We start from the raw sequence: 21,366 nt of genomic DNA, 5'->3' as shown, positions 1-21,366 counted from the left end.
CCCCGGTACGGCGGGCACCACCCCCGTCCGTGCGTACCGGGTCTTTATAACCAGACTGCCAGAAGGCTGCCGCCATGCGTCCCGCCCGCGCCCTGATCGATCTCCAAGCCCTCCGCCATAACTACCGTCTGGCCCGTGAACTGACTGGGGCCAAGGCTCTGGCCGTGATCAAGGCGGATGCCTATGGGCATGGCGCGGTACGGTGTGCCCTGGCCTTGGAGGCCGAGGCCGACGGTTTCGCCGTGGCCTGCATCGAAGAGGCGCTGGAGCTGCGCGCTGCCGGGATCAAGGCACCGGTGCTGTTGCTCGAAGGTTTCTTCGAAGCCAGCGAGCTGGCGCTGATCGCCCAGCATGACCTGTGGTGCGTGGTGCATTCGCTGGGGCAGTTGGAGGCGATCGAGCAAGCCCAACTGCACAAGCCTCTGACCATTTGGCTCAAGCTCGACACTGGCATGCACCGGGTCGGCCTGCACCCGAAGGACTATCCGGGCGCCTATCAGCGACTGCTGGCGACCGGTAAGGTGGCGCGCATCGTCTTGATGAGCCACTTCGCCCGGGCCGATGAGCTCGACAGCCCTGCCAGCGAGGAGCAGGTGGCGGTGTTCGAGGCGGCGCGCCAGGGGTTGGCGGCCGAATGCAGCCTGCGCAACTCACCGGCGGTGCTGGGTTGGCCGCAGGTTCCCAGCGATTGGGTGCGCCCCGGCATCATGCTGTACGGCGCCACGCCGTTCGAGGTACCCCAGGCCCAGGCCGAGCGCTTGCAACCGGTCATGACGCTGCAATCGCGGGTAATCAGCGTTCGCGAATTGCCTGCTGGTGAACCGGTCGGCTACGGTGCCAAGTTCATCAGCCCGCGACCGACCCGGGTCGGCGTGGTCGCCATGGGCTATGCCGATGGTTACCCGCGCCAGGCGCCTACCGGCACGCCAGTGGTGGTTGCCGGCAAGCGCACCCAACTGATCGGTCGGGTGTCGATGGACATGCTCTGCATCGACCTGACCGATGTGCCGGAGGCCGGCGTCGGCAGCCCGGTGGAGCTCTGGGGCAAACAGGTGCTGGCCAGCGATGTGGCTATCCAGGCCGGCATGATTCCTTACCAGATGTTCTGCAACCTTAAGCGAGTACCCCTGGACTATTGCGGCGATTGAAGCGGCAAAGCGGACAGGCTGGGAGTCGAAGTGTTGTAAATACTGAACGCTGTTGCCATGATATCGTTCACTTTCGACCCCACCCGTTCGTTTCAGGAGGCTCCAGCTTTGGACGTCGGTGAACGACTACAAGCCATCCGCAAGCTCAAGGGCCTGTCCCAGCGTGAACTCGCCAAGCGCGCGGGTGTGACCAACAGCACCATCTCGATGATCGAGAAGAACAGCGTGAGCCCATCGATCAGCTCGCTGCGCAAGGTGCTGAGCGGTATCCCGATGTCCATGGTCGAGTTCTTCTCTGCCGAGCTCGAGGCCGAGAGTTCAACCCAGGTCGTCTACAAGGCCCACGAACTGATCGACATTTCAGACGGCGCCGTGACCATGAAGCTGGTCGGCAAGGCCCATCCGAGCCGTGCCATAGCCTTCCTCAACGAGATCTACCCGCCCGGTGCCGACACCGGTGAAGAGATGCTCACCCACGATGGCGAAGAGACCGGCATCCTCCTCGAGGGTCGCCTGGAATTGGTGGTCGGGCTGGAGACATTCATCCTCGAGGCAGGCGACAGCTATTATTTCGAAAGCACCAGGCCTCATCGCTTCCGCAACCCCTTCGATGAGCCGGCCCGGCTGATCAGCGCCGCCACCCCGGCCAACTTCTAAATCCTTGCGCGGCGGATTGTCGCGTCTATACCCCTTTGCTCTATAGGGTTGTTTCACGGGGTCTGGGATCTCGCTATACTTCTCAACGCCTGCGAACCGTGGCCGTGGGCGTGATTAGCCACCATGAGGGTGTACGCGTGAATCCAATCAAGAAAATGCTGGCCGTACCAGCAGCCGTATTAGCCCTTTGGGCAATCAATGCACACGCAGCGACCAACGACGATATCGCCAAGCGCCTGGAACCAGTCGGCCAGGTATGCGTTCAGGGGCAGGAATGCAAAGGCATGGAAGTGGTCGCTTCGGCGGGTGGCGGCGGCGCCAAGACTCCTGATGAAGTCATCGCCAAGCACTGTAACGCATGCCATGGCAGCGGCCTGCTCGGCGCGCCGAAGATCGGCGACACTGCCGCCTGGAAAGAACGCGCCGACGAACAGGGTGGTCTCGACGGCATCCTGGCCAAGGCCATCACCGGCATCAACGCCATGCCACCGAAAGGCACCTGCGCCGACTGCTCGGACGAAGACCTCAAGGCCGCTATCGAGAAGATGTCTGGCCTCTGAACCATACGTCCTCTGACAAAACCCGTCGCTTGGCGTAATGCTGTTCACTTAAGCAGAGCAGCCTTATGCCCCATCAGAAACCGGATCCTTGAGATCTTCACCGCCCTCGGTCTCGAAAGCTTGGGGCGGTGATCTTGCAATAGTCAGCTGTTCATATTGGCATCCGCCCGGTCTTCGGCTTGTTAGTCGCCGCCTGTAGTCGGGAAGAAAGGGATACCCAAGTCAACACCCATCGCAGTCGCGGCGGGGTAGTGCGGCTTGAATCGAGACCCTTCCATCGCGCACTGGGTGAAAGATCTAATGCTTTACTGGTGTGATTCTGCGTGGTGCTCTGTCCTTTCTAGATATTCGAGATATCTTTCGTAGTCCTTGGGGCGGGCGCACCTTTGTATGTTGGGGTCCATATCCCATGCGAAACGACGGTCTTGGGGGGACTCTTGAAGGATGGATCTTCCATTACTGCAAGCTGTGGTTAGTGATGCTGTAAGTATAATGAGTACGTACAGCTCTCCTGCTCATTGAGTCACTCCCCTGAACTGACTATTCCATGAAATAAGGAGTAGCTATGGTTTTTCGATATGGTGTTTTCAGTCAGGTAGGCTCAGCTGTGCTGCCAGCAAGTCAGGCCATGGTTGGAGGTCAGTATCTGCCCTCTCAAAATGGTCGCTACCATCTTCGCTTGCAAGGTGATGGGCAACTGGTTCTTGAGGACAGGCAGCGTATCATCTGGAGGGCAGACGGCACTTATAGTTCAGCCATACACAGAAAACGGTTGCGCGAGCCACTTCAGTTTGTTGTCAGTAACTCTGGTTTTCTCTACGACCCTATGCGAAGCAGGATCTGGATAGACGAAGGCACGCAAACGCTGGATAAATCACATTGGTACAATAATTCCCTAAAGTTAACGGATGATGGAGATGTTGTCATATATGACCGGCGGAATGGGTAGGTCCGCTGGGCTCGCCTTGGATTTGCACCTAAAAGGCTTCCTCGCCCCAAGCTGATTGGTCATAAGTATGAGGAAAATTGGTAGTGGTATGACTGGAAGATTGAACTTCGAACGACTCGACAAAAGTGTGTAATGCTGCCCGCTTAAGTACTTGAGCCCAAGTGCTAGTTCTAGAAATTCTGATGCCAGACCCTTGGCGTCAGACTTCTTATATCCATTCACCAGCAGTTGCTCGACCTCGCGACCTTTTCAACAAGGGGTTCTGGATCACCGTCCAAGGTCGATGAGGATTGCCAAAATCCGGTAGCCGGTGGTCCGTAAAGCTGCTCCGCTTAAGTGAATAGCACTACGCCGCTTGGCGGGCTTTGTCGTGTTTGCCGCTGGCCTGTGCAGCAAAGGCCGGGCATGCTCGGTCCAAACCTGAATGCACGGATGTCACAGGAGGCCGAGATGGCGTACAGCTGTTCGATAGAACAGGCGGTAGAACAGGTGTTGGCACGCTTGCCAGCGCATATTCACATGGGGCTGCCATTGGGTCTGGGCAAGCCCAATGCCTTCGTCAATGCGCTGTATGCCCGGGTGCGTGAGCTGCCTGACCGGCGCCTGACCCTTTACACCGCATTGAGTCTGGGCCGCCCGGCGCTGGGCGATGGTTTGCAACGGCGCTTTCTCGAGCCTTTTGTCGAGCGGGTCTTCGGGGACTATGAAGAACTCGATTACTTGGCAGACCTGCGCCGCGACAGCCTGCCAGCCAACATCCGCGTCGAACAGTTCTTCATGCAGCCGGGCAGCCTGCTGCATAGCGAGACGGCGCAGCAGGACTACGTCAGCAGCAACTACAGCCATGCGGCGCGCGACATCAATGCCAAGGGCTTGAACCTGGTTGCGCAACTGGTGGCCGATACGCCTGAACGTCCTGACCACCTGAGCCTGAGCTGCAACCCGGACATCACCCTCGACCTGCTGCCGATGATCGCTCGCCGCCGCGCGGCCGGCGAAACTATCCTCCTGCTTGGCCAGGTGCATGCCGAGCTGCCCTACATGCCGGGTGACGCGGAACTCGAGCGGGCCGACTTCGACCTGTTGATCAACGCGCCGGAAAGACGCCGGCTGTTCTCGACACCGAACATGCCAGTCACGTCCCAGGATCATTTCATCGGCCTGCACGCCAGCGCGTTGGTGCGTGACGGCGGCACTCTGCAGATCGGCATCGGTGCCATAGGCGATGCCGTGACCGCTGCCTTGCTGGCGCGGCAGGCCGATAACCCGGCGTATCAGGCGCTGCTCGACGACATTGACCTGCGGCCCTGGCAGGCCCTGGTCGAGCGGGAAGGGGGCGTCAGTCCGTTTGCCCAGGGCCTGTACGGTTGCAGCGAGATGTTCGTCAATGGCCTGCTGGCGTTGGCCGAGGCCGATGTGGTGCGCCGGCCCGCGGATGAGCACGGCGTGCTGGTGCATGGCGGCTTCTTCCTCGGCCCGCAGGCCTTCTACCAGCGCTTGCGCGAGATGCCGCTTGCGCGGCGCAACGTGTTTGCCATGAGCGCCATCAGCTTCATCAACGAGCTCTACGGGCAGGAGGCACTCAAGCGCCGGCAACGCCGCGATGCCCGCTTCATCAACACGGTGTTCAGCATGACGCTGATGGGCGCCGGAGTGGCCGACCAGTTGGAAGACGGGCGAGTCCTCAGCGGCGTGGGCGGACAATACAACTTCGTTGCCCAGGGCCACGCCCTGGAGGGCGCTCGTTCGATCCTGCTGTTGCGCAGCTGGCGCGAGGCAGGGGGCGAGGTGAGTTCGAACCTGCTCTGGCAGTACGGCCACTGCACTATTCCCCGACACCTGCGCGACATCGTGGTCACCGAGTACGGCATCGCCGACCTGCGCGGGCAGACCGACAGAGAAGTGATTGCGCGGTTGCTGGCTATCAGTGATTCACGGTTTCAGAAGACGTTGATGGAGCAAGCCAAGGACGCGGGGAAGTTGCCACAGGATTTCCAGCTCGACGCGCGTTTTACCGACAACTCGCCACAGCGCCTGGAAGCGATACGGCAGCGCCACGCGCAGCTGTTTCCCGAATATCCCCTGGGCAGTGACTTCACCCCTGAAGAGCGCGACCTACTGAGGGCGCTGAACTGGCTCAAGAGCAAGTTCAAGCTCAGCGAGGTGCTGGAACTGGGCAAGGCGGCGCTGGACGCGCCTGAGCCCGAAGCGTATCCGGCACAACTGGAGCGCATGGGCTTGGAGAAACCGCAGGGGTTGAAGGAGGAGCTCTACCAGCGTTTGCTGCTGGCAGGTCTGCAGGCAACCCGTTGAGATGTGTTGTCAGGGCTGGCCCTTAGCGCGTGAGTCGGGGCGCCGAACCGCCGCTCCTATAGGTACGGTATACACCGCTAAAACCAATAGGAGCGGGCGGGGCGTCGCGATCACTCGACGAACGTCACCACACCACCGGCCAGCGATTTCACGCGTGCCAGCGATTCGACGCGGTAGCCCTGGCTGTCCAGCTCGGCACGGCCGCCCTGGAACGATTTCTCGATGACGATGCCCAGGCCCGCCACGGTGGCGCCAGCCTGCTTGATGATCGAGATCAGCGCCTGGGACGCCTTGCCGTTGGCCAGGAAGTCGTCGATCACCAGCACGCGGTCGCTGCTGTTGAGGTGACGCGGCGAGATGGCCACGGTGTTCTCGGTCTGCTTGGTGAAGGAGTACACCGAGGCGGTCAGCAGGTTTTCCGTCAGGGTCAGCGATTGGTGTTTGCGGGCGAAGATCACCGGCACACCGAGCTTCAGGCCGGTCATCACCGCCGGGGCGATGCCCGACGCTTCGATGGTGACGATCTTGGTCACGCCGGAGTCGGCGAACAGACGGGCGAACTCGTCGCCGATCAGTTGCATCAGCGCCGGATCGATCTGGTGGTTGAGAAACGCATCGACTTTTAGAACCTGATCGGAAAGCACGATGCCTTCTTCGCGAATCTTCTGGTGCAGTGCTTCCACTGTGGTATTTCCTCGATGTAGCAAGAATGGCCACGGCGCAAGGCCGCGACAAAGGTTGATGTTCTAGCGTTTGAGCATGGCGCGGATATCGGCCAGTGCGTTGTTGCCGCGCGCGGCTTTCACTTCTGTCGGCGCATCATCCAGGCCTTCCCAGGCCAGGTCGTCTGCCGGCAGCTCGTCGAGAAAACGGCTGGGGGAGCAGTCGATGATCTCGCCGTACTGCTTGCGCTTGGCGGCGAAGGTAAAGGCCAGGGTCTGGCGTGCGCGGGTGATGCCCACGTAGGCCAGGCGGCGTTCTTCCTCGATGGTATCGGCCTCGATGCTGGAGCGGTGAGGAAGGATTTCTTCTTCCATGCCCATGATGAACACGTAGGGAAACTCCAGGCCCTTGGAGGCGTGCAGGGTCATCATCTGCACGCCCTCGGCGTTCTCTTCCTCTTCCTGCTGGCGCTCGAGCATGTCGCGCAGCACCAGCTTGCCGATGGCGTCCTCGATGGTCATGTCACCCTCTTCGTCCTTCTCGAGGGTGTTCTTCAGTGCATCGATGAGGAACCAGACGTTGCTGATGCGGAACTCCGCCGCCTTGTCGCTGGCGGTATTGGTGCGGATCCAGTTCTCGTAGTCGATGTCGCGGACCATCTCGTGCAGCGCGGCGATCGGGTCTTCCAGGGCGACCTTGTGGCGGACCCCGTCGAGCCAGTGCTTGAAGCGCTGTAGGCGCTCGGTGTAACGGGCGTCGAGGTGCTCGCCAAGGCCCAGCTCCTCGCTGGCCGCGTACATCGATACGCCACGCTCGGTGGCGTAGTTGCCGAGCTTCTCCAGGGTGGTCGAACCGATCTCCCGGCGCGGCACGTTGATCACTCGCAGGTAGGCGTTGTCGTCGTCCGGGTTCACCAGCAGGCGCAGGTAGGCCATCAAGTCCTTGACCTCCTGGCGGCCGAAAAAGCTGTTGCCGCCAGAGAGGCGGTACGGCACCTGATGGTGCTGCAGCTTGAGCTCAATCAGCTTGGCCTGGTAGTTGCCGCGGTAGAGGATGGCGAAATCGCTGTAGGGGCGGTTGGTCCGCAGGTGCAGGGTGAGGATCTCCATGGCCACCCGCTCGGCCTCGGCTTCCTCGTTCTTGCAACGGATCACGCGGATCTCATCGCCGTGGCCCATCTCACTCCACAACTGCTTCTCGAAAGCGTGCGGGTTGTTGGCGATCAGCACGTTGGCGCAACGCAGGATGCGGCTGGTAGAGCGGTAGTTTTGCTCCAGCATCACCACCTTCAGGGAGGGATAGTCCTCCTTGAGCAGCATTAGGTTTTCCGGGCGGGCGCCGCGCCAGGCATAGATCGACTGGTCATCGTCGCCCACCACGGTGAACTGGTTGCGCATGCCGATCAGCATCTTCACCAGCAGGTACTGGCTGGCGTTGGTGTCTTGATATTCGTCCACCAGCAAGTAGCGCACGCGGTTCTGCCACTTTGCGAGGATATCGGCATGTTCCTCGAACAGCTTCACCGGCAGCAGGATCAGGTCGTCGAAGTCCACCGCGTTGAACGCCTTGAGCGTGCGCTGGTAGTGGGTGTAGACGATGGCCGCAGTCTGCTCGCGCGGGTTGCGGGCCTTTTCCAGGGCTTCGGCCGGCAGGATCAGGTCGTTCTTCCAGGCGCCGATCATGTTCTTGATCTCGTCGACGCCGTCGTCACCCGAGTATTCCTTTTGCATGATGTCGGACAGCAAGGATTTGATATCGGTCTCGTCGAAGATCGAGAAGCCCGGTTTGTAACCCAGCCGCTCGTGCTCCTTGCGGATGATGTTCAGGCCCAGGTTGTGGAAGGTGCACACCGTCAGGCCCCGCCCTTCGCCTGGACGCAGCAGGGTGCCGACACGTTCCTTCATCTCCCGCGCGGCCTTGTTGGTGAAGGTCATGGCCACGATGTACTGGGCGCGGATACCACAGTTCTGGATCAAGTGGGCGATCTTGCGGGTGATGACGCTGGTCTTGCCGGAACCTGCACCGGCGAGCACCAAAAGAGGGCCGCCGACATAGTTCACGGCTTCTTGTTGCCGGGGATTGAGTCGGGACATGCTAGAAACCGGGGGTCGCCAGAAAATAGCCGCGCATTTTAGCAGGCATGTGGCCTTTGTGGCGCGACCGTCTGACAGTGAACTGCCAGTGATCCGGATTTGCCGGTTCCATTACTTTCGCGCAGGATGCACGGCGCAAACCGACGTGATGCGGGCAATGGAATGGCATGGGTTCAAGTGAAAATCATTTTCAGTCATGGGTTAGGATACCCCGCGATCGTTGAGTAACCTCATCTTGACTGTCTTCACGTCCTAAGGAGCCTGCTTGTCCACGCCCGTCGAACCTCTGCGTTTGCTCTTGCTGGCCGATGAGCCGGAGTGGGCCTCAGTGCTGCGTAAGTGCCTGCAACCACTGGTTGGCAATACGGTGTTGCTGACCGCTCCCAATTGGGAGGCGGTCGACAGTTTGTTCTGCGCTGATCGCCAGGCTGTAGTGCTGGCCACGCCTGCGTTGCAGCCAGCACTGGGGCGCTGTGACCTGCCGATGGTGCTGTTGCTGGAGCAGGAGCCGGAATTGCCGCCGCCTGGCGTCAGCGACTGGCTGGTCCTTGCGCAGCTTACTCCCGACATCCTGCGCCGCTGTCTGCGCCATGTGCGTGAGCGCGGCGTGCTGGAGGCCACATTGCAGCGCTTGGCCGAGCAGGACCCGCTGACTGGCATCGCCAACCGCCAGGGCTTCCAGACCCTGCTGGCTGCGCGCCTGGCCGAGCACGACGGGCGAGGGGTAGCTCTTGGTCATCTGGACCTGGACAACTTCCGTCATGCCAACGACGCTCTGGGGCACCAGGCTGGCGACCGCCTGATCCTGCAGGTGGTCGGACGCCTGAAGGGCCAACTGGAGGCAGGCGACCAGATCGCCCGCTTGGGCAGCGACGAGTTCGCCTTGCTGATCGACACTCGCCGCGACGCACAGCGCGCCGAGTGGATGGCTGAACGCATCGTCGAGGCGATGGCCGAACCTTACTGGGTCGAAGGCGAAAGCCTGTTGCTCGGCTGCAGCCTCGGCGTGGCCCACGCCCGTGCCGAGGGCGGCGCCGACCCTTTGATGTGGCATGCGCACATCGCCATGCAGCAGGCCAAGGGGACCCAGGGATGCACCTTTCATGTCTTCAACGAGCGGATCAACCACAATGCCCGCAGCCTTGCAGACTTGGAAAGCGAACTGCGCCGGGCATTGCGCCGCGATGAGCTGGAGCTGCATTACCAGCCCCGCTTGAGCCTGGCTGATGGCCGTATCGTTGGTCTTGAGGCCCTGGTGCGTTGGCGCCATGCCGAGCGCGGCTTGCTGCCTCCGAGCGAATTCGTGCCCTTGGCCGAGCAGAGTGGCCTGATCGTGCCCTTGGGCTACTGGGTCATCTCGCGTGCCCTGCGTGATATGCAGGCCCTGCGCGAGCGCGGCCTGATGCCGCTGCACATGGCGGTGAACCTCAGCTTCCGCCAGTTCCAGGACAGCCAACTGCTGGCGACCTTGAGCCGGTTGATCATCGAGCATGGCGTCGATGCATGCTGGCTGGAATTCGAATTGACCGAAACCGCCGTCATGCGCCGCAACGACCTGGTCCAGCAAACCATGGAGGCCTTGGGCCGGTTGGGTGTGCGCTTCTCGCTGGACGACTTCGGGACCGGATTTTCCTCTTTCGTCCACCTCAACAGCCTGCCGATCACCTTGCTCAAGGTTGACCGCAGCTTCGTCGGTGGTATGGAGCTGCGTGAGGAAAATCGCAAGCTGGTGCACGCGATGATCAACCTGGCGCATAACCTCAACCTTGAAGTCGTTGCCGAGGGCGTGGAGACGCCAGAGCAGATGGCGTTGCTCAGGGATTTTGGTTGCGACCAGGTGCAGGGTTACCTGATCAGCCAGCCGTTGCCGATCGATGAGTTGATGGACTATCTGCTGGCGGAGCCAGGACAGCGAGTGGTCGGGTAGGAGCCCGCGTCAGCTGGCGATGGGCCGCGTAGCGGCCCTTCAGGCCGAAACCGCGGCCTTGCCCACGACGCCAGCCCGCCCCAGCATCCGACGCATCCGCCATTCGAACGCCAGGGTCAGGCTGACCGCCGCACAGGCCAGGCCCAGCGCCAGTCCCCACCAGACGCCCACCGCGCCGCCACCCAAGGTGAAGGCGAACACCCATGCGCAGGGCGCGCCGATCAGCCAGTAGCAGCCCAGGCCGACCAGGAAGGTCGTCTTGGCGTCCTTAAGGCCGCGGATCGAGCCCATGGCGATGGTTTGCATACCGTCGAACAGTTCGAACCAAGCCGCGACCATCAACAGGTTCACCGCCAGTTGGATGATGTTGGCGAATGCCGGGTCGTCATGGTCGAGGAACAGGCCCACCAGGGCCTCCGGATACAGCCAGAACAGCGCCGCGAAGGCAAACATCACCAAGGCGCCGAAGCCGATCCCGACCCGTCCGGCGCTGCGGGCTGCCAGCAGCTTGCCTGCGCCGTAGTACAGGCCTACGCGCATGGTTACCGCATAGGACAGGCCGGTCGGCACCATGAACGCGGTAGAGACGATCTGCAGGGCGATTTGGTGCGCCGCGAGTTCCGTGCTGCCGAGCACGCCCATCAGCAGGGCGGCGAAGGCGAACAGGCCGACTTCCACCATGTAGGTGCCGCCGATCGGCAGGCCGAGCCGCCACAGCTCGCGCAGGGCCGCCCAGGATGGCCGCGCCAGGCCCCGGCGGATCGGATAGGCCGCGTAGGCTGGGTGCCAGCGGATGTACAGCGCCAGGGCGATGGCCATGGCGGTCGAGACCAGGGCAGTCACCAGGCCGATACCCATCAGGCCCAGCTTGGGCAGGCCGAACATACCTTCGATCAAGGCATGGTTGAACAAATAGTTGAATACCGTGCCGACCAGGCTGATGACCATCACCGGTGTCGAGCGCCCCAGGGCGCTGGTGAAGCCACGCATGGCCATGAAGCTCAGGTAGCCGGGCAGGGCGAAGGGCAGCAGCGACAGGAACTGACCGGCAGACTCGACGTTTTCCGGGCTTTGCCCAAACAGCAGCAGGACGGGCTGGATGTTCCACAAGACCAGGCCGGCAGCCAGCGCCAGACCCCAGGCCAGCCACAGCCCGGCCTGGGTCAGGCGGGTGGCTCCCGCTGTGTCGCCGGCGCCTTGGCGGATGGCGACCAAGGTGCCTACCGCTGCGATCACGCCCAGGCAGAAGATCGATACGAAGGAATAGCTGGCCGCGCCCAGGCCGCCCCCGGCCAAGGCTTGCGGGCTGATGCGGGCCATCATCAGGGTGTCGGTCAGCAGCATCAGCATGTGCGCCAACTGCGAGGCGATCAGCGGCCCTGCCAGGCGCAGCAAAGCCTTGAGTTCGGTGGTGGGCGCAACGTGCATGGGGCAATCCTTCTGCCTGAGTCTGAATGAGCCGAGGATTCTGAGGCTTTGCTCAGCTATACACAAAAGGATAAAAGCGATCATTGCCATGACTTAAACTCATGTAGGTATGATTCTGCCCACCTCCTTCAAACCCCCGTCTGGAAGGTTCGAGATGTCCCGTCAACTTCCTCCTCTTTATGCCTTGCGCGCATTCGAAGCGGCTGCCAGGCACAGCTCCTTCACCCGCGCCGGGGATGAGTTGTCGATTACCCAGAGCGCGGTCAGCCGGCATATCCGCACCCTTGAAGAGCATTTCGCCTGCCGTCTTTTCGTGCGCAGCGGCCGCAACCTGCAGATGACCGAAGCGGCGCGTCTGCTGTTGCCGGGTGTGCGCGATGGTTTCGCAGCGCTGGAGCGGGCCTGCAATACCCTGCGTGGCGAAGATGACATCCTGCGCATGAAGGCCCCTTCGACCCTGACCATGCGCTGGCTGTTGGCGCGCCTGAGTCGTTTCCGCCATTTGCAGCCAGGCAACGAGGTGCAACTGACCAGCGCCTGGATGGATGTCGACCATGTGGATTTCAACCAGGAGCCTTTCGATTGCGCGGTGTTGTTGAGCGACGGCGTGTTCCCCGCCGACTGGGAGGTACGCCGGCTGTTTTCCGAATTATTGATTCCGGTCGGGGCGCCGGAGTTGCTCGATGATGGCCCTTGGGACGCACGTCGCCTGGCTGGCGTCGAGTTGCTGCACCCGACACCGGACAAGCGCGACTGGCGCAGCTGGTTGGCGCGCATGGGGCTGGCTGACAAGGTTTCGCTCAAGGGCGGCCAGGTCTTCGATACCTTGGAGCTGGGCATGATCGCTGCTGCGCGGGGCTATGGCGTGTCCATGGGCGACTTGCTGATGGTTGCCGAGGATGTCGCCCAGGGCCGCCTCAGTCTGCCCTGGCCGACAGCCGTAGCCAGCGGGTTGGATTATTACCTGGTATGGCCCCGCACCCGGCCCGGCGGCGAGCGCCTGCGTCGGTTGAGCGAGTTCCTGCAAGAGGAGGCTGGCGCCATGGACCTGCCAAAGGTCGAGATATTGCCTGCCAATGCCTGAAACATGTGGCCTAGGCCCATGGCTTACAGCGACGCCAAGTCCAATGCCTGGGCACAGCCCTGCAACGAACGCTGCTCACTCTGCGCATACAGCGCCAGCTCATCCTGCACCCTCAGCCCCAACGCCTCTTCGAAGGCATCCCGGTTGGCGTTGGCGCCGTATTCGCTATGCGCGTCATCGCCCAGGTTGGACTGGAAGATCCCGGCGGCGCTGACCGGCAGGAAGTCTTCATAGACCAGGGCCTCGTAATGCACATGACCCGCCTCGATCAGACCTTGCAGGCTGGTGGGGCGGTCAGCTTGCCCACGGGCGGCAAGGCCTTTGTCGGTGGCGAAATAGCGAAAGTAAGCCAGGCCTTGTTCGCGCATCTGCGCCAGGTCATCCGGGAAGGCCTCGAAGTGCTCCTTGAGCAGCGTCATGTAGCGCTCGGCATTGGCCTCCGCCGGCACACCGCCTAGCGCGTTACGGGTAGCATCGAGCAACTGGTCATAGAGCTGGCGGCCCTTGGGTGTCAGGGCCGCGCCACGTTGCTCGATCTCGCCGAAGCGGGCGGTATGGCTGCCGACGGCGCCTTGCTGGTCGCTGAAGGCGACCTTTTCCTGCAGGGCCTTGAAGCTGGTCTGGCGCAGCAGGATCGGGTGGCGGCGGGTGGGCGGACCTTCGACCACAGCCTTGGGCGGGATGCCTTTGGCCGGCATGCCGACCTGAATCGCATCGATGTCCAGGGTGCGTGGGGTCAGGTGGTTGATGTGCGGGCCCTTGAAGGCCACCACATCGGCGATCAGGCGGTGCTGGTCGTGCAATTGCTGGTACTGCTCGGCGGTCACCGTGGCGTCCTGGTGCCAGCGGAAGGTGTGCAGGGCTTCGTTGACGAAGGTTTCGGCATCGGCAGCGTTCAGGCCACCGTCACGCTCGCACTGGGCAATCAGCTCCAAGGCGCGTGGGGTGAAGATCTGCCGTTTGGCCAGGATGCTGCGGGCCAGTTCACGCAGTTGCGGGTTGTCGATCAGCTCCAGGCGCAGCAGTGAGGTGAAGACACGGAAGGGGCTGATGTGCAGCGACTGCTCGTGCACGGCGCGGAACGCGGTGGAGTGCACCGGCACCCCGGCCGAGCTCAAGTCGTAATAGCCCACCGGCTGCATGCCCATGACCGCGAATAGGCGGGCGATGGTCGCTAGCTCCTCTGCCGTGCCGACACGGATGGCGCCGTGGCGCTCCTGGTCGAGGCGCTCGATCTCGCCGGTCCAGCGCAGGGCCTGGGCGGTCTCGGGCTGCTGGGTCAGGACCTGCTGGTTGATTTCACTCACCAGCTCCAGCAGCGTGCCGTACAACGGCACTTCCTGTTTGTACATGAGCGACATGGCGGCAGAGAACTGCGCGCGGATGCTGTCCGGGCTGACGAAATCTTGAGCGGGCATCGCTAGCTTCCTGGGTGAATGGGACCTTTACATGAAAGCGAGGAATGCACTTGCTGCACAAGCGAAAAAAAGTGAATGTATCATTCCTTTTTCGATCGACCCTGACGCTCAATTGCGGACAAGCCTACGCCTACGGGGCCGCCATTGGCTGCAACGCGGTCCTGGGATAATCAGCTGTCCAACTGTTCCTTTGTCCATTCCACCAGGGCCCGCACTTTCGGCACTTCAGCCGCATGTTCGGCAAACGCCAGGTAATACGCGCCATTGCTGCGCATTGCATGATTCCAGGGCGTGACCAGGCTGCCCTCGGCTAGTTCCTTGGCCACCAGATAGCGCGGTACCAGGGCCACGCCACAGCCGGCCTGGGCGGCGCTGAGCGACATATAGAAGGTGTCGAAGCGCGGGCCATGGTAACTGTTGGCCGAGTGCAGGCCCTGTTCGAGGAACCATTCATGCCAAGCCTCGGGGCGCGAAGTGCTTTGTAGCAGCACCATTTCGGCCACTTCGCCGGCGTCTGCCAGCGGGCGGCCTTGTAGCAGGTCCGGCGAGCACACCGGCACCACCTCTTCGCGGAACAGCTCGATGCAAGTTGCGCCGGGCCAGGTGCCCTGGCCGAAGAAGAACACCACATCGGCTGTCGCCTGGAGCAGGGCGAAGGGCTCCATTTCGTTGCGGATGTCCAGATGGATGTTCGGGTGGCGCTTGCCGAAACCCTTGAGGTTGGGAATCAACCAGCGCACGCCAAAACTCGGTTGAGTGGCTACCTTCAATACTTCGGTCTGCTCGCCGTAGGAGAGGATGTAGCGGCTGGACATGTCGACCTGGGTGAGGATCTTGTTGACTTCGGCCAGGTACAGGGCGCCGGCCGGGGTCAACTGCAGGCGGCGGCGGATACGCAGGAACAGGTGGTGGCGAAGCATTTCTTCGAGCTGCGCCACTTGCTTGCTCACGGCGCTCTGCGTCAGGTGCAGCTCTTCGGCGGCGCGGGTGAAGCTCAGGTGGCGGGCGGCCGCCTCGAAGCACTGTAGGGCGGCCATCGAAGGCACCAGGCGTTTGGACATAGCGGTCTCTAGGGCAAAAGGGTCATTACCTGACGGAATGATATGCGGAATAAAGGTCGTTTGTTGCGCCAGTGTGATCGGATTAATACTGATCCACATCACGATTTCAACCATTCACCAAGCAGGAGAAGAACATGGTTGCGGGATTGCTCGAGCGCCTCGGTGTACCGGCTGCGGTCTATACCCAGGGTGACTACCCTGTACACACCCCGATCGATGGCAGCCAGATTGCCTCGGTGAAACTGGAAGACAAGGCACAAGTCACCACCCGCATCGACCAGGCCCAGCAAGCCTTCGAAGCCTGGCGCAGCGTTCCTGCGCCACGCCGTGGCGAGTTGGTGCGCCTGTTCGGCGAAGTGCTGCGTGCACACAAGGCCGACCTGGGTGAACTGGTGTCCATCGAGGCCGGCAAGATCACCCAGGAAGGTCTGGGCGAAGTGCAGGAAATGATCGATATTTGCGACTTCGCCGTCGGCCTGTCGCGTCAGTTGTACGGCCTGACCATCGCCTCCGAGCGCCCGGGTCACCATATGCGTGAGACCTGGCACCCGCTGGGTGTGGTCGGTGTGATCAGCGCCTTCAACTTCCCGGTCGCGGTGTGGGCGTGGAACACTGCTTTGGCGCTGGTTTGCGGCAACGCCGTGGTGTGGAAACCGTCGGAGAAGACCCCGCTGACCGCGCTGGCCTGCCAGGCCCTGTTCGAGAAAGCCCTGAAGGCCTTCGGTGATGCGCCAGAAGGGCTGAGCCAGCTGGTCATCGGTGGCCGCGAAGCTGGCGAAGCCTTGGTCGACGATCCACGCGTCCCCCTGGTCAGCGCCACTGGCAGCACCCGCATGGGCCGTGAAGTCGGCCCGCGCGTTGCCGCCCGCTTTGGCCGCAGCATCCTCGAACTGGGCGGTAACAACGCCATGATCCTGGCCCCAAGCGCGGACCTCGACCTGGCCGTGCGCGGCATTTTGTTCTCCGCGGTCGGCACTGCAGGCCAGCGCTGCACCACCCTGCGCCGTCTGATCGTCCACCGTTCGGTCAAGAACGAAGTGGTCGCCCGGGTCAAGGCTGCCTACGGCAAGGTACGCATCGGTGACCCGCGCAAGGACAACCTGGTCGGCCCGCTGATCGACAAACTGTCGTTCGACGCCATGCAAGGCGCGCTGGCCAAGGCACGTGACGAAGGTGGCCAAGTGTTCGGTGGCGAGCGCCAGTTGCAGGCTGAGTACCCGAACGCCTACTACGTGTCGCCGGCTATCGTCGAGATGCCAGCCCAGAGCGAAGTGGTGCGCCACGAGACCTTCGCACCGATCCTCTATGTGTTGGCCTACGACGACTTCGACGAGGCTCTGCGCCTGAACAACGAAGTGCCGCAGGGCCTGTCCTCGTGCATCTTCACCACCGACCTGCGTGAGGCAGAGCGCTTCCAGAGCGCTTCGGGTAGCGACTGTGGCATCGCCAACGTCAACATCGGTACCAGCGGTGCGGAAATCGGCGGTGCCTTCGGTGGCGAGAAGGAAACTGGCGGTGGCCGCGAGTCTGGCTCCGATGCCTGGAAAGGCTACATGCGCCGCCAGACCAACACCGTCAACTACTCGCGCGAGCTGCCGCTGGCGCAGGGGATCGTGTTCGACTGATCGAGGCCACCTTGCCGAGTGTCTGCTGTTGGGGCCGCTTTGCGACCCCTCGCGACACCAGGCCGCTTCCACAGGTTCTGCAACGCTTCTCAGATGAGCGCATGTCCTGTGGGGCGGCCTTATGCTGCGTTCGAGGGCAAAGCCCCCGTAATCACCAGACGCTGCACACCCTTGATGTACCGCAAAGAAGAACAACAGCTGGAGCCGGCCATGCCCGAGTTGCGTCAAGAATGTCTGTGGGAATTCGTCACCAAACCGACCTTCGCTACCCAGGCGCTGGCCGGTGAGCACAAGGCTGATGTCTGTGTCATCGGCGCTGGCATCACCGGCCTGTCGGCGGCGATCCACCTGCTGGAGCAGGGCAGGTCAGTGATCTTGCTGGAGGCCTGGAAGGTCGGCCATGGCGGTTCGGGACGCAACGTCGGCTTGGTCAACGCAGGCACTTGGATTCGTCCCGACGATGTCGAGAGCACCCTTGGCCAGCAGCAGGGCAGCCGCCTGAACAAGGTGCTTGGCGAGGCGCCGGGCGAAGTGTTCGCCATGATCGAGCGCTTGGGCATCGACTGTCAGGCCCAGCACAAGGGCACGCTGCATATGGCACACAACGCCACTGGCGTCGCTGACCTGGAGGCTCGCCACGAACAATGGCGCCGGCGTGGTGCCGACGTCGAGCTGCTGACCGGTGCGAAGTGCCAGGAATACTGCGGCACCGACAAGATTTCCGCCGCGTTGCTCGACCGCCGCGCCGGCACCATCAACCCCATGGGCTACACCCAGGGCCTGGCTGCTGCCGTGGTGCGCCTGGGTGGCAAGCTGTTCCAGCAATCGTCCGTCGAAGGCCTGGAGCGCGAAGGCGACGCTTGGCGAGTGAGGACCGCACAGGGTTCGGTCAAGGCCGACAAGGTGGTGATCTCCACCGGCGCCTACACCGAAGGCGACTGGAGCAACCTGCAGAAGCAGTTCTTCCGCGGCTACTACTACCAGGTGGCCTCCGTGCCATTGCAGGGTAACGCCGCTGACAAGGTGCTGCCGCATGGCCAGGGCTCCTGGGACACCCGCACGGTGCTTAGCAGCATTCGCCGTGACGATCAGGGGCGTCTGTTGCTCGGCAGTCTAGGCCGAGTAGATAACAAGCCGGCCTGGTTCGTGCGCAGTTGGGCCGACCGTATCCAGAGCCATTACTTTCCGGAGTTGGGCAAGGTCGAATGGGAAATGCACTGGACCGGTTGCATCGATTTCACCCCTGATCACCTGATGCGCCTGTTCGAGCCGGCCCCAGGCCTGGTCGCGGTAACCGGCTACAACGGTCGAGGCAACACCACTGGTACGGTTATCGGCAAGGCGTTCGCTCAATTCCTGCTGCAGGACGACCCGGGCAGTCTGCCTATTCCGTTCTCGCCAATGAAGCCCGTGTCGGCGTCTGCGCTGCGCACCACGTTCTACGAGACCGGCTTCTCCCTGTACCATGCAGGCCAGTGCCTGCGTGTGGTGCTCTGAGTTATTTGTGCAGCCAACTGAGGAAGCCGCCTTTCTTGATCTGGGGTGGCTTTTGCAGCAGCAGTGACTGGCTGGCTTGGCGGCGGAAGTGCTGGAGCTTACTCAGCGCGGACTCTACCTCGGTGCGCTGGGCCAGACAGCTGCGCACCTGTTCCTTGTCGATACGGTAGAGCAGGCAACTGGTCAGGGTGCGGAACTCGGCATTGGAGCCCTCGCTATCGACGATGCCTTCTATGCCCAATACCTCGCCGGGGCCCATGCGCCCGGCTTCGATAAGCTTGTCGCCATCACGTATCGACGCCGAGACCACTCCGCTGCCGATCACCAACAGGTAACCGGAGTTGTCCCCGACACCCAGGATGATCTGGTTCGCCAGGTACTCGACCGCCGTCATGCGCTGGCTGAGCGCATCGCGTTCTTCTTCGTTCAGCGAACGGAAAATCCGTACCTCTTCCAGCAGCTCGCGCGGGCGGCTGCGCGGGTGTGTCGCGCTGCTGCTGTTCCATATCACCCCGGTGGCCTCGAGGTGGCGGTGGGCCAGATCGAATAGCTGGTTGCGCACCTCGGTCTTCCTGTCCATGGCCGCGACGAAGCCGCTGGCCTCATATTCCACCGACTCCAGGGTCGAGCTCTTCACGGTTGCTTTTGGGCGCGGTTTGTCGAGCAGCGCGCTGGTGCCTTGCAAGGCTTTGTCCAGGGCGTCGAGCACCCGCTTCGGGCGTACCCGCGCAGGCACCACTACAGTGATGGAAACCCCATGCATATCACTGGGCCGACTGAAGTTGAGCAACTTGGCCTTGGCCGTCACCGAGTTGGGAATCACCGCCATGCTGCCTGTGCCGGTGAGCAGGCGAGTGGTGCGCCAATCGATATCGATCACCTTGCCTTCGGTGCCGTCGATGGAAACCGAATCACCCACCTGGTACGGCCGCGTGGTATTGAGCACGATGCCTGAAAATACGTCGCTCAAGGTGCTCTGCAGCGCCAGGCCGATCACGATAGCCATCACCCCGGAAGTGGCCAGCAAGCCCTTGACTGGCAACTGCATCACATAGGCTGCGGCAGCGACCACCGCAGCCAGGAAGATCACTGCCCCGATCACGTCCTGTAGCAGCCGCCCGGTATGGCCGCTGCGGGCGATCAACAGCAGGCCGAAGACCACTGTCACCGTGCGTGCGCCGAACAGCCACCAGGCGATCGCGAGCACCGTTGCCATGAGGTTGCGCGGTACGTCATCGGCCCAGGGGGGCGGTTGCAGCGGAGTCATTCCGGCCGTCAGCAGCACCCAACTGAACAGCAGGAAGATCAGCAGGCGCGAAGCGATGCGCCAAGGCCGTCGCTCGATAGGAATCAACTGCCAGAGCGCCAGGTCGAGCAGTAGCAGGAAGCTACCCAGCAGCAAGGGTGACGCCTGGATGAAGGCCAGCATGATGGTCTCGACGCGGGGGAGGGCTGAGAGCTAGTAAAGAGCAGCCTCGGTGGACAATCAACTGATCGCGGGACAGCTCCGCTCTTGCGCCGATCGACCCAATAGACAAAGGCCGCGTGAGCGGCCTTGTCGGTGGTGCGTTGTGACGTTTACTTGAGGTGTTGCTTCAGCGCCTGTGCGGCCTGGTCCATGGCACTGCGGGTGCCTGGCACCTGGCTCAGCACGTTGAGCAGACCGAAGTCATGGATCATACCGTTGTAGCGCACGGCGGTCACCGGCACGCCTGCGGCGTCCAACTTGCGGGCGTAGGCTTCACCTTCGTCGCGCAGCACATCCATCTCGGCTGTTTGCACCAACGCCGGCGGCAGTCCCTTGAGCTGGTCCAGGCTGGCGCGCAGAGGAGAGGCATGGATCTCATTGCGCTGTTTCGGGTCGGTGGTGTAGCTGTCCCAGAACCACTGCATCATGTTGCGGGTGAGGAAGTGACCCTCGGCGAACTGGTTGTACGAGCCGTTGTTGAAGTTGGCATCGGTCACCGGCCACAGCAGGGCCTGGAAGCGCAGTTTCGGCGTACCGGCCTCCTTGGCCTTGAGGGCGACCACCGCCGCCATGTTGCCTCCTACGCTGTTGCCGGCCACCGCCAGGCGGCTGCCATCCACGCCGATCTCCTTGCCGTGCTCGGCCACCCAGCGGGTCGCGGCGTAGGCTTGGTTGATAGCAGTGGGGTACTTGGCCTCCGGCGACGGTGTGTAGTCGACATAGACTGCTGCGGCCCCGGAGCCGACCACCAGGTCATGGATCAGGCGTTCGTGGGTAGGATAATCCCCCAGTACCCAGCCACCGCCGTGGAAGAACATGAACACCGGCAGCTCACCACGCGCGCCCTGGGGACGCACCACCCGGATCTCCAGGGCCTGGCCATCAGCCTGGATGGTCTTGCGCTCGACCTGGATGCCGGACAGATCCACCTTGACTCCCGCCTGGGCATCCACCAGTACGGCGCGTGCAGCTTTGGGGGCGAGCGTTTCCAGCGGCTGGCCACCACCGGCGGCCAGCGCGTCGAGGAAACCCTGGGTGGTGTGTTCCACGCCGGGGCTGCCGGCGGCGAAGCTGCTGTTGACGGCGAGAGTGAGCAGGCCGGCGGTCAGGGTGCGGGAAAGGTTCATGTTCTAACTCCTCTGTGGATGGGCCGGCGGTTTCAGTTCTGGTTGGCGCGGTTGGTGTTCAGTTGGTCGTAGCTCACGGCCTGGACCCGGCCGCTGCTGTCGCGGTAGGTCATGGTCGTGGTGACCACCTGATCTTGGGCGTTGGTTGGTGCGTCGATAGCGATCACTTGGGCGATATCCAGGTTCATGCCGTAGCGATAAGGAGTGGCTTCGGTGGCCTGGGCGAAGGCGCCTGCACTGGTGCCCAGCGTCAGGGTGGCGAGGGTGATGGCGAACAGTTTGCGAATGGTCATGATGGTTCTCCGATAGCTGGGTCTGGGATCTGGAAGGTGCTGCTTGTTTCTGTGA

General features: G+C 62.4%; 16 protein-coding genes. 8 read left to right on the top strand and 8 right to left on the bottom strand.

Annotated elements, in window-relative coordinates:
• Window positions 1-74: 74 nt before the first annotated feature.
• The 4 genes from alr (at window position 75) to ACYU03_RS25255 (ending at window position 5,627) form a co-directional block, all read left to right on the top strand.
• On the top strand, window positions 75-1,148 hold the full coding sequence (alr, locus tag ACYU03_RS25270; protein ID WP_461887325.1) for an alanine racemase: 1,074 nt from the start codon (window positions 75-77) through the stop codon (window positions 1,146-1,148).
• Between the two features lie 108 nt (window positions 1,149-1,256).
• The gene (locus tag ACYU03_RS25265) at window positions 1,257-1,805 is read left to right on the top strand and encodes a cupin domain-containing protein (protein WP_461887324.1); all 549 of its coding nucleotides are present in this window, start codon (window positions 1,257-1,259) and stop codon (window positions 1,803-1,805) included.
• Between the two features lie 137 nt (window positions 1,806-1,942).
• The gene (locus ACYU03_RS25260; RefSeq protein ID WP_461887323.1) at window positions 1,943-2,365 is read left to right on the top strand and encodes a c-type cytochrome; all 423 of its coding nucleotides are present in this window, start codon (window positions 1,943-1,945) and stop codon (window positions 2,363-2,365) included.
• A gap of 1,399 nt (window positions 2,366-3,764) precedes the next feature.
• Window positions 3,765-5,627: an acetyl-CoA hydrolase/transferase C-terminal domain-containing protein gene (locus ACYU03_RS25255; RefSeq protein ID WP_461887322.1), complete on the top strand. Its 1,863-nt coding sequence runs from the start codon at window positions 3,765-3,767 to the stop codon at window positions 5,625-5,627.
• A gap of 110 nt (window positions 5,628-5,737) precedes the next feature.
• Here ACYU03_RS25255 and xpt read toward each other — a convergent pair whose 3' ends face one another.
• Both xpt and rep read right to left on the bottom strand, forming a co-directional pair.
• Window positions 5,738-6,310 carry a xanthine phosphoribosyltransferase gene (gene xpt, locus ACYU03_RS25250; RefSeq protein ID WP_461887321.1) on the bottom strand — a complete coding sequence of 191 codons (573 nt, stop codon included), beginning with the start codon at window positions 6,308-6,310 and terminating at the stop codon, window positions 5,738-5,740.
• Window positions 6,311-6,373: 63 nt separating this feature from the next.
• Window positions 6,374-8,383 carry a DNA helicase Rep gene (gene rep, locus ACYU03_RS25245; RefSeq protein ID WP_461887320.1) on the bottom strand — a complete coding sequence of 670 codons (2,010 nt, stop codon included), beginning with the start codon at window positions 8,381-8,383 and terminating at the stop codon, window positions 6,374-6,376.
• Window positions 8,384-8,648: 265 nt separating this feature from the next.
• Here rep and ACYU03_RS25240 point away from each other — a divergent pair, with 265 nt between their 5' ends.
• Window positions 8,649-10,310 (top strand): putative bifunctional diguanylate cyclase/phosphodiesterase, encoded by a 1,662-nt coding sequence (locus tag ACYU03_RS25240; protein WP_461887319.1) that lies wholly within the window; start codon window positions 8,649-8,651, stop codon window positions 10,308-10,310.
• A gap of 39 nt (window positions 10,311-10,349) precedes the next feature.
• Here ACYU03_RS25240 and ACYU03_RS25235 read toward each other — a convergent pair whose 3' ends face one another.
• Window positions 10,350-11,738 carry a NorM family multidrug efflux MATE transporter gene (locus tag ACYU03_RS25235; RefSeq protein ID WP_461887318.1) on the bottom strand — a complete coding sequence of 463 codons (1,389 nt, stop codon included), beginning with the start codon at window positions 11,736-11,738 and terminating at the stop codon, window positions 10,350-10,352.
• A gap of 154 nt (window positions 11,739-11,892) precedes the next feature.
• Here ACYU03_RS25235 and ACYU03_RS25230 point away from each other — a divergent pair, with 154 nt between their 5' ends.
• Window positions 11,893-12,822 carry a LysR substrate-binding domain-containing protein gene (locus tag ACYU03_RS25230; protein ID WP_461887317.1) on the top strand — a complete coding sequence of 310 codons (930 nt, stop codon included), beginning with the start codon at window positions 11,893-11,895 and terminating at the stop codon, window positions 12,820-12,822.
• A 23-nt stretch (window positions 12,823-12,845) separates the two neighbouring features.
• Here ACYU03_RS25230 and hglS read toward each other — a convergent pair whose 3' ends face one another.
• Complete coding sequence (gene hglS / locus ACYU03_RS25225) at window positions 12,846-14,240, bottom strand: 2-oxoadipate dioxygenase/decarboxylase HglS (protein ID WP_461887316.1); 1,395 nt, start codon at window positions 14,238-14,240, stop codon at window positions 12,846-12,848.
• A 170-nt stretch (window positions 14,241-14,410) separates the two neighbouring features.
• Window positions 14,411-15,301: a LysR family transcriptional regulator gene (locus tag ACYU03_RS25220; protein ID WP_461887315.1), complete on the bottom strand. Its 891-nt coding sequence runs from the start codon at window positions 15,299-15,301 to the stop codon at window positions 14,411-14,413.
• A 134-nt stretch (window positions 15,302-15,435) separates the two neighbouring features.
• Between ACYU03_RS25220 and amaB the strand changes: the two genes are divergently transcribed.
• Entirely contained in the window at window positions 15,436-16,926 is a 1,491-nt protein-coding gene (amaB, locus tag ACYU03_RS25215; RefSeq protein WP_461887314.1) for an L-piperidine-6-carboxylate dehydrogenase, read from the top strand.
• Between the two features lie 210 nt (window positions 16,927-17,136).
• Complete coding sequence (gene amaA / locus ACYU03_RS25210; protein WP_461887313.1) at window positions 17,137-18,423, top strand: L-pipecolate oxidase; 1,287 nt, start codon at window positions 17,137-17,139, stop codon at window positions 18,421-18,423.
• Between the two features lies 1 nt (window position 18,424).
• On the opposite strand, the gene ACYU03_RS25205 is transcribed toward amaA, so the two are convergent.
• The 3 genes from ACYU03_RS25205 to ACYU03_RS25195 form a co-directional block, all read right to left on the bottom strand.
• Entirely contained in the window at window positions 18,425-19,852 is a 1,428-nt protein-coding gene (locus ACYU03_RS25205; protein ID WP_461887312.1) for a mechanosensitive ion channel domain-containing protein, read from the bottom strand.
• 149 nt (window positions 19,853-20,001) lie between these two features.
• Window positions 20,002-21,018 carry an alpha/beta hydrolase gene (locus ACYU03_RS25200; protein ID WP_461887311.1) on the bottom strand — a complete coding sequence of 339 codons (1,017 nt, stop codon included), beginning with the start codon at window positions 21,016-21,018 and terminating at the stop codon, window positions 20,002-20,004.
• 32 nt (window positions 21,019-21,050) lie between these two features.
• A complete protein-coding gene (locus ACYU03_RS25195) occupies window positions 21,051-21,311 on the bottom strand; it encodes a DUF2790 domain-containing protein (RefSeq protein WP_461887310.1) in 261 nt (86 codons plus the stop codon).
• Window positions 21,312-21,366: the final 55 nt, after the last annotated feature.

This window comes from Pseudomonas sp. X10, from assembly GCF_054889225.1.
Note: the sequence above shows the minus strand (reverse complement) of the source record. Positions and strands in the feature narration are given on the sequence as shown.